Raw genomic sequence first — 11,917 nt, forward strand, 5'->3', positions numbered from 1 at the left:
TAGGAACACTTTGAAAGCCACCGCGAATGCGGTGGCTTTTTTATTTGGTTGATGTTGCCAAAAAAACTTAAGCGATTTATAGCGCAGGTTGTTCAGTTGTGATTGCAGCTTTCATCACACTTAACGCATCATTAATGGTTTCTTCTGACGCTTCATTCAAACATTCGGCCAGCATTTCTGCGGCTTCGTAGGTTTCTTCCGGCAGTACTTCCGGGTCTAGTTCAGCAATAAACACTGCAGCGGAGCCGGCAATACGCAATAGTGCCTGACGTTCTCGCATCAGCATTTCCAGTTCACCACGCAGCATGGCGATTTCTTCGTTTTTGAGATTGAGCGACATATGTTAAATCCTGAGTGCAATTCTGAGTGACAATGAAGTTGTTAATATGAAGGAACTGACGTGATCTGGCAACTTTCATTTATTACATTGAGTTCCTGGCGTGAAAGTCCAATAATTATACGGTGTAATAAAGCAGGGATCTATGAGGTTGCGACGGCAAGAGCAAACAGTTTGCAAAAATGCCTTGCATGGATCCAGTCTGCCTGAAGTTTTAATAGCTAATTCAGGAAAATCAAAGTGGAAACAACTCAACAATCCGCACTCCCGAAAATATTGCTGATGCTGGCAGAAGGATGCCCTCATTGCCCATCCGTGTTGAATCATCTTTGCCTGATGGTAAAAAACGGCGAAATTGGTCAGCTTCAGATCGTTAATATTGGCGTAGAACCGGAACTGGCAAAAACACTCAATGTAAAAACCGTGCCTTGGGTGCGAATTGGAGAATATGAACTGGAAGGGCTGCTTTCTCTGGGGGAACTCCGTCGTTGGGTAGATTTTGGCGGCAGTGATTTGGGCACAAAAACGTATTTCTACGAAATGCTGAAATCAGGTAAGCGGGACAAGGTTGAACGCATGATCAAGCAAAATTCCCAATACGCGAAACTGCTGGTTGATTTATTACTGGATGAAAATGCCAGTATGGCTGTGCGTATTGGAATCGGGGCAGTGCTTGAAGAGTTTCAAGGCACAGGATTAACCGAATGCATGATCCCTGGTCTGGGTGAAATGCTGCAAAATCCAAGCCGATTAAACCGGGCCGACGCTTGTCATTTTCTTACTTTAATTGGCAGCAACGAGGTTATCCCGTACTTAAGAAAAGCATTGAATGATGATGATGCTGAGGTTCGGGAAACGGCTCAGGAAGCTTTGGAAGAGAGGGGAAAACAGGGTAATTGACGGTTACTCTTGTTTAATGGGCTGATTCATCCTAAGATTTTACCTGTTGGTTAAAACATAATAACAATTAAGCACTCTACAGCTGCTTATGCAAGCTGCCTTGTAATCAAGGAGGGGTATGTCACAGTTATTGCCATTGTCCAGAGCCGCGCGTCTTCTAGGTGTTTCTCGCGGGGCGCTGCAAAAAAGAATTCAGGATGGCGGTTTGCCATCATTTGACGGGATGGTAGCCACAAAGGATTTGCTGCTCGCCTATCCCGACACCAAGTTTGAAGAAGATCTGGTTATTGAACGTCTCGAGCAAATTAAGGAAGAGGCATTCGCCAAGCGTGTCCGCGAACGTGCATTACCAAATAAAGAAGTGCTCGCCGCCCGGCTTTATGAACAAAGTAGAGAGCTGGCCGATGTGCGAACCCATTTGCAGCAATATCATTCGATTGTTGTTCGTACACAAGATCGTTTGCGAGTCATTCTGGAGACTGGTGCTCCGGATACACCGTCTGAGTTTGAAGAGCTTTCAGGTTGGCTGAATCAACAACTGGAGGAAGTTTTGGATACTAAAGCGCCCGATACGCTAGATGTGATGGATGACTACCTTCGCGTTGTTTCTGCGCATGTTATTTTACAACCCAGCCGGCATGAGTTCTTTGTTGATGGTGCAGATACCATACTGGAAGCCGCTCTGCGCTCAGGATTGGCGCTCAACTATGGCTGTAGCAGCGGAAACTGTGGCTTATGCAAGGCCAGAATTGTTTCCGGGCAATCCAAGAAAGTGCGTCATCATGATTATGTGCTGAGTGAAGCGGAAAAAAATATGGGATATGCACTGATGTGCTCCCATACTGCGGTCACTGATCTCATAGTCGAAGCATTGGAAGCATCGCGTCCGGGTGATATTCCTGTTCAGGAAATACAGGCCAGAGTGAAACTGCTCGAACCGTTGACGGATAAAGTTATGCGATTGCGAGTGCAAACGCCTCGGACTAACCGCTTGCGATTTTTGGCAGGGCAAAGCGTGAAACTCAGTGTCGGTGAAATCGGGGGAGAGGCCTATTCAGTGGCAAGTTGCCCCTGTGATGACAGAAATCTGGAATTTCACATTCGCAATTTGCCCCATGATGCATTCGCTCAGCGGGTTTTTAAAGGGCTTAAAAGTGGCGATACTGTTACAGTAGAAGGCCCTTTTGGTGACTTTGTCATGCACGACGAATCACTTCGTTCTCCATTGCTGATTGCCTGCAATAGTGGTTTTGCACCGATAAAAAGTTTAATTGAACACACTATGGCGATCGATACAGTAGAAGATATCTATTTATATCGGATGGCTACTTTTACCGGAGGCCACTATCAGTCCAATATTTGCCGTTCCTGGGCGGATGCACTGGACAATTTTCATTACACAGAAGTATCAGCAGATGCATTAAGTGATGAGAGTATCAGTGAGATGCTGGAAAAAATAGGGCATGATCATCCGGATTTATCTGCGTTTGATGTTTATTTAGCCGGACCTGAAGTGTTTGTGAGCCAAGTGAGAGAATGGCTGCAAGAACAAGGAATACCTAAAGATCAGCTGCTTTGTGCCGTTGTATAGCTTAGCGAGCATTTTGTCTTGCCAGGGCATTGTTGTCCGCAATTTCATGTTATGTGATTGCCAAATATTGACACAATTGGAGCAACGATGATTCTTCGCGCAGTGTCTCACATTTGTATGTTTGTGTTCATTGTTTTTGGGGCTTTCCCCTTGCAGACATTAGCCTCGGATACATTGCAGTTTGGCGTTCTCAATCACCGGTCCGTCATTCTTACTGCACAATTATGGAATCCAATTTTACATTATGTAAGTGAGAAAAGCGGTGTGCCCTTGTCCTTGAAAATGGGTAAGACGGCGGCTGAAACAACGAAAATGACCGTAAACGGTGAGTTTGATTTCGTCTATACCAACCATCTTTTTACGCCCGATCGGAATAAATTGGGTTATAAGGTGATCGCGCGCCTTAATACTCAGGGCATCATGGGGCAGGTTGTAACCCTGGAAGCTTCCTCGATCAAAGCCCTTGCAGATCTTGAAGGCAAGGAAGTGGCATTTCCAACACCTGATGGCTTTACGGGCTATTGGGTGCCGATGGATGGATTATTAAGGGCAGGTATACACGTTAAACCTGTTTTCACAGGTAATCAGGAATCATCCATGGCGCGCCTGATGATGGGGGCTGTCGCTGCAGCCGGCGTGAATAGTCAGGTCATGGAAAACTATGCGAGGCGTGAAAAAATCAAGTATCGAATCTTGTATACGTCTGAGGCCTATCTTAATTTGCCAGTAATGGCTAACCCCCGCATTTCGCATGATAAGGTCGAAAAAGTGCGGCAGGCGTTGATACTGATGGCAAAGGATACCGAAGGAAAGAAAATTCTTCAAACTGCGTCTGATATGCTGCAAAGCGAGCAAACGCTTGGCTTTGTATCGGCAGAAAACAAGGATTACGATAATTATCGTCACTTTTATCAACACACACTGGTCCGAGAATAACTGATGCGCTTGAAGGCCGGAGTCAAACAATATTGGCGCAGAATGGGATTGCGCGTTCGTTTGTTGTTGCCCATTGCTTTGATTCTTGTTTCTGCGGGAAGTGTGCGGTCTTACTATTTGGTTGCAGAAGAAAGGGAAGCTGCAATATCCAATTACCAGGACGAGTTAAGTGAGTTGCACCTGTATTTAACGCCGCTACTGGTCGAACAATCCATTATTGGGGACTATGCCGCAATAAAACAAACATTGAGCCTGCAAACCAAAGCGCGCGTCAATCTTGATTCCATTCGGTGGCATTATCTCAATAATACGCTCATACTTAATGACCCCACGCCGACTCCGCTGGAAGCCCCCGCCTGGTTTGTTCGGTTTGTCGGCATTGCCCCTGTAACTTCTGCTTCCCCAATAACATACGGCAGTGAGAATTACGGTGAGCTGCAGCTTGATACTACCCCTGTTCCAGCGATCAATAAAATATGGACTCGCTTTACCAGTCAGGTAAAGACTATTTTCGTGGTAATTATTTGTATTTTTATTCTGATTAGCCTCGTGTTACATGGCAATTTGGCTACTCTGCGACAGTTATCATCTGCTGCAGATCGCTTCAAGCGTGGAGATCGGAAGGTACGTGTGCAGGTGCGTGGCGCTGCTGAAATCAATGCTGCCGTAACCGCATTTAACGATATGGCAGAAGAAGTAGAGCAGTTGCTGCAGTCGAAGCAGGAAAGCCATCATGCATTGCAGGAGCAGTTGCATTTTATGCAGCAACTGTTGGCCGTATTGCCAATACCTATTTTTGTAAAAGATGTGGATGAACGCTATCTAAGCTTCAATGCAGCATGGGAAAAACTGTTCGGAATTTCTGGAAAAAGTCTGCTGAATAAGCGTTTGGTGGATTTGTACCCGGATTCGCCTGATATTGCAAAAGCGCATCGGGAGAAGGATCTGGCATTAATGGAACAGCCAGGCAAGCAAATTTATGAGATTTCAATTCCTGTAAGCGGTGGCGAATGGCGGGATACGATTTACTATAAAGCCACTTTTACCAATATAGACGGCAGTCTTGCGGGCATTATCGGTGCCATAGTAGATATAACTGAACGTAAGCAGGCGGAGTCGCTGCTGTTTGCGGAAAAGGAACGTGCCGAGATTACTTTCTCCTCTATAGGTGATGCGGTCATTTCGACTGATACAAAGGGGCGGGTAGAAGCAATCAATCCGGCCGCTGAGAAGCTGACAGGGTGGAAGGCTGCTGAAGCGAAGGGGCAGTTGCTGGAAGCCGTATTCCCTATTGTTAACGAAACAACGAAAACACCCGTGGCAAGTTTAATGCAACAGATCATTGTTGAAGGCAAGGCCGTGAGCGCAAGAAATATTATGCTGCAGGCAAGAAATGGCGAGGAAATAGCCATTGAGAATTCGGCAGCGCCGATTCGAGACCGCAAAGGTAATATTCTGGGCTGTGTACTGGTATTTCATGATGTCAGCGAAAAACGGCAACTGTTAGAGCAAATTACTTGGCAGGCTGGCCATGATACTTTGACCAGCCTGCCCAATCGGGTATTGCTTGCGGACCGGTTGATACGCGCCCTTTCCAATGCACACCGGCAAAATCGGTTGCTGGCAGTGTGTCTGCTGGATCTGGATGAATTTAAACCGGTGAATGATCGTCACGGTCACGAGCAGGGGGACCGTCTATTGATCGAAGTGGCAGAACGACTTGAGAAGGCAGTTCGAGGTGGGGATACTGTGGCTCGTCTGGGTGGGGACGAATTCGTATTGCTGATTAGCGACCTGAACGATATGGATGCAATGGAAGCGGCGCTGGAGCGTGTTTTAACCGCCGTTTCTGAGCCGTATCTGATCAACGAAGAACCCGTAAAAATTTCTGCCAGCATTGGTGTGGCTGTTTATCCGCTGGATGATGCGGATTCTGATACGTTGTTGCGACACGCAGATCAGGCAATGTATCAAGCCAAGCAGGCTGGTCGAAATCGATTTCAATTGTTTGATGCCGACCAGGATATGCAGCAGCAAACCCGTAATCAGGAGCTGGACAAGATCCGTCAGGCATTGCACCGCAATGAACTGCGGTTGTTTTATCAGCCTAAAGTCAACATGCGTACTGGGCGGGTAGTTGGCATGGAGGCGTTGTTGCGCTGGCACCACCCGGATCGCGGATTGATCGGGCCAATGGCGTTTTTACCTTTGGCAGAACAATCTGACATGATTGTGCAAATAGGTGAATGGGTGCTGCATGAAGCCATGCGGCAGATGCAGGAATGGTTGCGTCAGGGAGAGGTTTGGCCAGTAAGTGTGAATATCGCTGCGCGGCATTTTCAACGACCTGATTTTGTCAGTCTGATAGAGAAAGCTTTGTCACTTTACCCTGAAGTGCCACCACAATATCTGGAATTGGAAATTCTGGAATCCGCAGCGTTGGGTGATATCCAGCATGTGCATTCTGTTATCACTGAGTGCCAGAAAATGGGGGTAAATTTCGCGCTGGATGACTTTGGCACGGGTTATTCTTCCTTGACTTATCTGAAACGACTCCCGGCAAATATCATTAAAATCGATCAATCTTTTGTTCGAGACATGCTGGATGATCAGGAAGATCTTGCTTTGGTGGAAGCGGTCATCAGTTTGTCCAAAGTGTTTAATCGAGGGGTCATTGCTGAAGGGGTTGAAACAGTCGAGCACGGTGTATTGCTGTTGCGGTTAGGGTGTGATGAGGCACAAGGGTACGGTATAGCCCGGCCAATGCCGCCAGCAGAAGTTCTGAATTGGGTTGAGCAATATAAGCCGGACCCCAGCTGGGCACAATGGGCGGATATCAGTTGGGAGCTGTCTGATTTTCCACTGATAGTGGCGCAATATGAGCACATCAAGTGGATTGACCAGGTCGTAATGTCGGTGGAAGACCTGCCGCTATTGTTAATGGAAGGGGAAATCGCAGATCAGCATGTGTGTCGTTTTGGGCAATGGTATGACCGGCAAGGAAAGGAAAGATATGGCCACTTGACTGAATTCTCGGAACTTGAAGCACTCCATACCAGGGTGCATGCAATTGGGGCTGAAATTGTTCGTCTGAATCATGAAAGCGAAAGTGAAAAACCCAGAGACTTGGCCAAGGAGCTTTTATTATTAAAAGATCAGATGGTGAAAAAACTGGAAACCATACAATTAGCTGTCACTAGGACGCTTTAGTAAGGTTTGAGTTCAGATGTTTATGAGATAAGCAGTGGACTGATGGCTGGTGTTATTTCCAATGATTTTGCTGATGGATAAATTATGGCAGAGTCGTTGCAACTTCCTAAGTTCAGGAAGGTAAGCTGAAGTATATGGCCTCTTGTAAAGCATCCCGGGCTATGTCGTAATCAGGCCGCAATTCGATTGCTTTGCTAAAAGAAGCGATAGCCTCTTTTAATAGTTCTGCACCCATATAAGCTAAACCGATATTGAAATAAAGCTCGTGATTGTCTGGAGACAAGGCAATTGCTTCAGTATAGCAATTGACGGCCACATCAAAGCTGCCTATGCCATGGCAAATGATGCCAAGATTAACCCATCCAGGATAAAAATCCGGGTTGAGCGTGAGACCTCTCTGGTAGGCAAAAGCGGCATTAGTGTTGTCACCCTGGTTTTGTAAAGCGACACCCAAACCAAAAAAAGGAGAGGGAAACAGCGGGTTGGCGGCAATGGCTTTTTTGAAATGTTCGCAAGCTTCCGTAAATTTTTCCTGTTGATTCAACAGGGTGCCTAAATTACTGTGTGCTTCGGGAAAACGCGGCGTAATTTCTATAGCGGTATTGTAATGAGCAATGGCGTCTTCGATCTTGTCGAGGGCATCATAGGCACGGGCAATATTGTAGTGGCAAATTGCGGCGCGCTTTCCTTTGCTGGATGCATTACTACCAAAGAGGTCTTTTGCTTTGAGAAAGCTATCCAGTGCTTCTGTATATTTTCCCAGATCATAGAGCGCATTTCCTTCATCAATGAAGGATGAGATAGCTTGCGATTCCAGTTTTTGCGCCGTGGCGATAGCCCCGGCACTAGTGTGTTTGTTTTTCATGAAACAACTAGCGGCTTATTTTCAGATTACTTTAATGAAAATTAGCGAGATTGAAGTACAATTTTCAGCTGCAGTAATAGATAGGATCAAGTGGCGTAAATTTACGGCTATATTGGCGTTCGGTATGGGTTCTAATCTCGATTATTCAGCCGCCAATTTAAAACAATTCCTTCCTGCATCTTTCGCAGCGTAAAGGGCCGCGTCTGCTCTTAAAGTGAGTGCGTGGCCATTCTCATTTGGTTTGAGTTGGGCTATTCCGGCACTAAAAGTGATCTTGATTGACTTGTCGTTATAAATTAAGGGAGATTTTTGGATAACCTGTTTCAAGCGGTTGAGCACAAATTCTGCCCCTTTAGTATCTGAATCCGGCAGAATAAGCAAAAATTCCTCCCCGCCATAACGAACCAGCACATCACTCTCCCGTAAAACCGATTTGGCAACCATGGTTAAGTGCAGCAGCAGCTTGTCACCCGCATCATGCCCATAGTCGTCGTTAATTTTTTTAAAGTGATCAATGTCGATCATAGTGACGCTTAGGCGAGCGCCTGTTCGTATTGAAAGCGCGACTTCACGGGCTAGTATCTTGTCCATAGCACGGCGATTCTGAGCGCCAGTCAAGGGGTCTTCGTTCAACTGAAGACGCGTTTCTTGAAGCTCTGCATTTAAACTATCCAGTGATAGTTTTGTGGCGAGTAATTCATTTCGCGAGCTTTCTACTGTGCCAAATATCGCATTCGCTTTTTCAACAATGTTGGCAAGAATTTTCAACATTTCCTGTTTTTCTTGCGCGGCACTTAAATCATCAATGGAATGACGTATTTCCTGATTCTGTTTTCCTATTTCAGAGGCGCAGTTTGCGGTTGTATGGGTGATGGAATCCAGCGATGTCCGCACCAATAGCATAATTTCTAAACAGGGATTGTCTGCCTGGCTAAGTTTTTCGGGGGGTGTTTCACCAGATATTTTATAGTAATGCATTGAATAATTTTCGGGTGTAGGGGTTAAGCCTAACTCGGTTAAATGCAATAGCGTTGCACGTGCAAGTTCAGATACAGGTTTTGATGAGGCCATAAACTAAAGAGAATAAAATGTGAGGGTTTTATTGGATTGTATATTAATTCAATAATTATCGTCGATGATAATACTGATAAAATGCAGCTTGTTAAAGCAAGTGGTATAACTGGTTGCTGTAAGGGTTTTTTAGTTTTTTCACCGGAAATCGATTTAAGTATGCATATTCATATTCTCGGAATCTGCGGTACCTTCATGGGAGGTATTGCAGTATTGGCCAAACAGGCAGGTCACAAAGTGACTGGCTGTGATGCCAATGTTTACCCACCTATGAGTACCCAGTTGGAAGCGCAGGGTATTGTGTTGGTGGAAGGATTCAGTCCGGATCAAATCAAGCTGGAGCCGGATGTTTTTGTCATCGGCAATGTGGTTTCCCGTGGCAATCCGCTGATGGAGGAAATTCTTAATCGCGGCTTACCTTATATCTCCGGACCTCAATGGCTGGCAGAAAATGTGTTGCGGGATAAATGGGTACTGGCTGTGGCGGGCACCCATGGTAAAACTACCACCAGTGCCATGCTCGCTTGGGCGTTGGAGTGCGGGGGGCTGAATCCGGGGTTTTTAGTTGGGGGTGTCCCCCAGAATTTCGGTGTGTCTGCACGCTTGACTGATTCTCCGTTTTTTGTGGTTGAAGCAGACGAATACGACACAGCGTTTTTCGATAAGCGTTCCAAGTTTGTTCATTATCGCCCGCGAACAGCTATTCTTAATAATCTGGAATTTGATCATGCCGATATTTTTCAGGACCTGGCCGCGATTGAAACGCAATTTCATCATTTGGTGCGTACAGTGCCGGGTAATGGGCTGGTTCTGGTGAATGGTTTTGAAGAAAGCCTTAAACGTGTATTGGCGCGGGGATGCTGGACGCCGGTGGAACAACTATCCGCAGTCGATGGCTGGGAGGCATCAGAGCAATCTGCTGAAGGGCAGTTTGCAGTCAGCTTCAAAGGTGAAAAACAGGGTGATCTGAAATGGCCATTGTTAGGCGCACATAACCGCCATAATGCGCTGGCCGCAATCGGGGCCGCTCGCCATGCTGGTGTGCCGGCCAAAGTTGGGATCGAAGCGTTAAGTCAGTTTGTTAATGTAAAACGGCGCATGGAAATGAGAGGTGTTGTAAACAACATCACGGTTTACGATGATTTTGCCCATCACCCTACAGCCATCGAAACAACCTTGTGTGGCCTGCGAACCAAGGTGGGCAATGCACGTATTCTGGCTGTATTGGAGCCGCGCTCCAATACCATGAAAATGGGCGTAATGAAGGATACACTGGCCGCCAGTCTGGCAGCAGCAGATCGGGTGTTTTGCTATGGTGAGAATCTTGGCTGGGATGTAGCTACCGCGCTCAAGCCATTAGGTGACAAGTCCGTTATTTTGAATGATTTGTCCAAGTTGGTGGAAGCGATAGCGGCTACCGCACAACCGGGAGACCATATTCTTGTGATGAGTAATGGGGGGTTTGGTGGGATTCACGAAAAATTACTTAAGGCACTGGGTAACCAGTAAAGTCAGATACGGTCATTGAGGGGGAGCTTAATCACCGTATCTGGGGTGGTTAATTAAAAGCCAGTGGCAAGGCCATTCACAAAAAAATCTACTTGAGGGGTATTGGATATCACCTTGTAACCCATCAGTTTCAGGTCTTTTTTGTCGAAGATACCGTTTCCATCCATATCTATGACGATATCTGGCGCAGTGCCTTCTATGACAGCCACAAACAGGTGCGATGGCGTTTTTTCTCCGACTGTACCGAATGAATCAGGTGCACCAATAATCCAGGTAGACCAGATTTCTGTGCTGGTAGCACTTTGGTTGGTAACCGTATTGATGTTGAACAAATTTGAAAGATTGTGCCCCGGGCCGGCGCCGATTTTTGTGGAACTCAGCAGCACTACCAGGCCAGGGAAGTGATCGCGGTTAGTGCCCAGGCTGAAAGAGCCTGGAAACGGGCCCGCATTCTGCAAGGGACCAGGGCCTGTTAGCTCAGGTGTGACGCCAGTAGATGCCAAATCTGTGTTAAACCCAATAGAAAGGTCAACCAAAAAAGCCCGGCTGCCAATGCCTGCCAGATCGCCTTTGCCAGGGGCAAATATTTTGATAGAAGCTGACTTATCATCATCCCCTCGGTTATCTGCATGCGCAGGGCTGAAAATAACGGATGTGGCCAGAATGGCGAATGGAATTATGGTTATCCATTTGTTTAGCTTGATTGACATATCGTTGACTCCTCATTGAGTTAGGGTAAGCCTGAATCAGGCTTGATTGGCAAGGCAGACTGATGCTTTGTCTATACAGGTAAACGCGGAGGGCGCTGATTTATTCCCAAGAGTGAAAAAATCCCAAACATGAGGTGCGGGACGCATTTACTCTTAATATTGGCAAAATGTTTTAAATTTCCAAAGCGCTGAAGAATGGGGTGGCAATGATTATTTATATACACGGTTTTAATAGCTCATCCGCCTCTTTAAAGAGCAGCTTGCTCAAGAAGGAAATGGCGCGTCTAGGTCAAGCCAGCGAATTTGTGTCACCAGATTTGCCGTATGAGCCGGCCAAGGCAATTCGTATCTTGCAGAATCTCATTGAAGCTCATAGCGCAAAGGATGAAGTGAAGCTGGTTGGCAGTTCTTTAGGTGGTTACTATGCGACATATCTTGCAGAAAATTATGGCCTCAAGGCGGTGTTGGTGAATCCGGCAGTAAAACCCTATGGTTTGCTGCAGGACTACCAGGGGCCGCAAAGTAATATTTATACAGGGGAAGAATATGTGTTGACCCAGGCACATATGGAGCAACTTATATCGCTGGAAGTGGAACCGATTACCCTGCCCGCGCGTTATTTACTCATGGTACAAACGGGCGATGAAGTGCTGGATTATCGGCTGGCACTTGAAAAATACCTTGGCGCCCACCAAATAGTGGTATCAGGTGGAGACCACGGATTTCAGCATTTTTCCGAATATATTCCACGTATTCTTGCTTTTTGACGGGTGATCTTTTTCACTCAG

10 protein-coding genes are annotated in these 11,917 nt (G+C 46.4%); 6 read left to right on the forward strand and 4 right to left on the reverse strand.

What is annotated here, in order from left to right; genetic code table 11:
* Positions 1–76 precede the first annotated feature (76 nt).
* On the reverse strand, positions 77–340 hold the full coding sequence (locus EDC63_RS08760) for a hypothetical protein (RefSeq protein WP_124945173.1): 264 nt from the start codon (positions 338–340) through the stop codon (positions 77–79).
* A gap of 237 nt (positions 341–577) precedes the next feature.
* Here EDC63_RS08760 and EDC63_RS08765 point away from each other — a divergent pair, with 237 nt between their 5' ends.
* The 4 genes from EDC63_RS08765 to EDC63_RS08780 all read left to right on the forward strand — a co-directional run bounded on the left by EDC63_RS08765 (position 578) and on the right by EDC63_RS08780 (position 6,974).
* Positions 578–1,237, forward strand: a complete 660-nt coding sequence (locus EDC63_RS08765) for a HEAT repeat domain-containing protein (RefSeq protein ID WP_223248161.1) — start codon at positions 578–580, stop codon at positions 1,235–1,237.
* Positions 1,238–1,355: 118 nt separating this feature from the next.
* A complete protein-coding gene (locus tag EDC63_RS08770; RefSeq protein WP_124945174.1) occupies positions 1,356–2,828 on the forward strand; it encodes a 2Fe-2S iron-sulfur cluster-binding protein in 1,473 nt (490 codons plus the stop codon).
* An 87-nt stretch (positions 2,829–2,915) separates the two neighbouring features.
* Positions 2,916–3,764, forward strand: a complete 849-nt coding sequence (locus tag EDC63_RS08775; RefSeq protein WP_124945175.1) for a phosphate/phosphite/phosphonate ABC transporter substrate-binding protein — start codon at positions 2,916–2,918, stop codon at positions 3,762–3,764.
* 3 nt (positions 3,765–3,767) lie between these two features.
* Positions 3,768–6,974 carry an EAL domain-containing protein gene (locus tag EDC63_RS08780; RefSeq protein WP_124945176.1) on the forward strand — a complete coding sequence of 1,069 codons (3,207 nt, stop codon included), beginning with the start codon at positions 3,768–3,770 and terminating at the stop codon, positions 6,972–6,974.
* Between the two features lie 112 nt (positions 6,975–7,086).
* Here the strand turns inward: EDC63_RS08780 and EDC63_RS08785 are convergent, their stop codons facing one another.
* Together EDC63_RS08785 and EDC63_RS08790 are read right to left on the reverse strand one after the other, a co-directional pair.
* A complete protein-coding gene (locus tag EDC63_RS08785) occupies positions 7,087–7,839 on the reverse strand; it encodes a tetratricopeptide repeat protein (protein ID WP_124945177.1) in 753 nt (250 codons plus the stop codon).
* A gap of 141 nt (positions 7,840–7,980) precedes the next feature.
* Complete coding sequence (locus EDC63_RS08790) at positions 7,981–8,910, reverse strand: GGDEF domain-containing protein (protein ID WP_132920917.1); 930 nt, start codon at positions 8,908–8,910, stop codon at positions 7,981–7,983.
* A 159-nt stretch (positions 8,911–9,069) separates the two neighbouring features.
* On the opposite strand from EDC63_RS08790, the gene mpl reads away from it, so the two are divergent.
* Positions 9,070–10,419 (forward strand): UDP-N-acetylmuramate:L-alanyl-gamma-D-glutamyl-meso-diaminopimelate ligase, encoded by a 1,350-nt coding sequence (gene mpl / locus EDC63_RS08795; protein WP_124945178.1) that lies wholly within the window; start codon positions 9,070–9,072, stop codon positions 10,417–10,419.
* 53 nt (positions 10,420–10,472) lie between these two features.
* Here mpl and EDC63_RS08800 read toward each other — a convergent pair whose 3' ends face one another.
* On the reverse strand, positions 10,473–11,129 hold the full coding sequence (locus EDC63_RS08800; RefSeq protein WP_124945179.1) for a hypothetical protein: 657 nt from the start codon (positions 11,127–11,129) through the stop codon (positions 10,473–10,475).
* Positions 11,130–11,335: 206 nt separating this feature from the next.
* Here EDC63_RS08800 and EDC63_RS08805 point away from each other — a divergent pair, with 206 nt between their 5' ends.
* Entirely contained in the window at positions 11,336–11,896 is a 561-nt protein-coding gene (locus EDC63_RS08805) for a YqiA/YcfP family alpha/beta fold hydrolase (protein ID WP_124945180.1), read from the forward strand.
* Positions 11,897–11,917: the final 21 nt, after the last annotated feature.

Origin of the sequence: Sulfurirhabdus autotrophica (assembly GCF_004346685.1) — a bacterium.
Lineage (GTDB): Bacteria > Pseudomonadota > Gammaproteobacteria > Burkholderiales > SMCO01 > Sulfurirhabdus > Sulfurirhabdus autotrophica.

What these genes read in the sequence shown, in the direction of transcription:
- EDC63_RS08770 (WP_124945174.1), top strand. Translation starts at nt 1,356, where the DNA reads ATGTCACAGTTATTGCCATTGTCCAGAGCCGCGCGTCTTCTAGGTGTT.
- EDC63_RS08790 (WP_132920917.1), bottom strand. Translation starts at nt 8,910, where the DNA reads ATGGCCTCATCAAAACCTGTATCTGAACTTGCACGTGCAACGCTATTG.
- EDC63_RS08800 (WP_124945179.1), bottom strand. Translation starts at nt 11,129, where the DNA reads ATGTCAATCAAGCTAAACAAATGGATAACCATAATTCCATTCGCCATT.
- EDC63_RS08760 (WP_124945173.1), bottom strand. Translation starts at nt 340, where the DNA reads ATGTCGCTCAATCTCAAAAACGAAGAAATCGCCATGCTGCGTGGTGAA.
- EDC63_RS08785 (WP_124945177.1), bottom strand. Translation starts at nt 7,839, where the DNA reads ATGAAAAACAAACACACTAGTGCCGGGGCTATCGCCACGGCGCAAAAA.
- EDC63_RS08775 (WP_124945175.1), top strand. Translation starts at nt 2,916, where the DNA reads ATGATTCTTCGCGCAGTGTCTCACATTTGTATGTTTGTGTTCATTGTT.
- EDC63_RS08780 (WP_124945176.1), top strand. Translation starts at nt 3,768, where the DNA reads ATGCGCTTGAAGGCCGGAGTCAAACAATATTGGCGCAGAATGGGATTG.
- mpl (WP_124945178.1), top strand. Translation starts at nt 9,070, where the DNA reads ATGCATATTCATATTCTCGGAATCTGCGGTACCTTCATGGGAGGTATT.
- EDC63_RS08805 (WP_124945180.1), top strand. Translation starts at nt 11,336, where the DNA reads ATGATTATTTATATACACGGTTTTAATAGCTCATCCGCCTCTTTAAAG.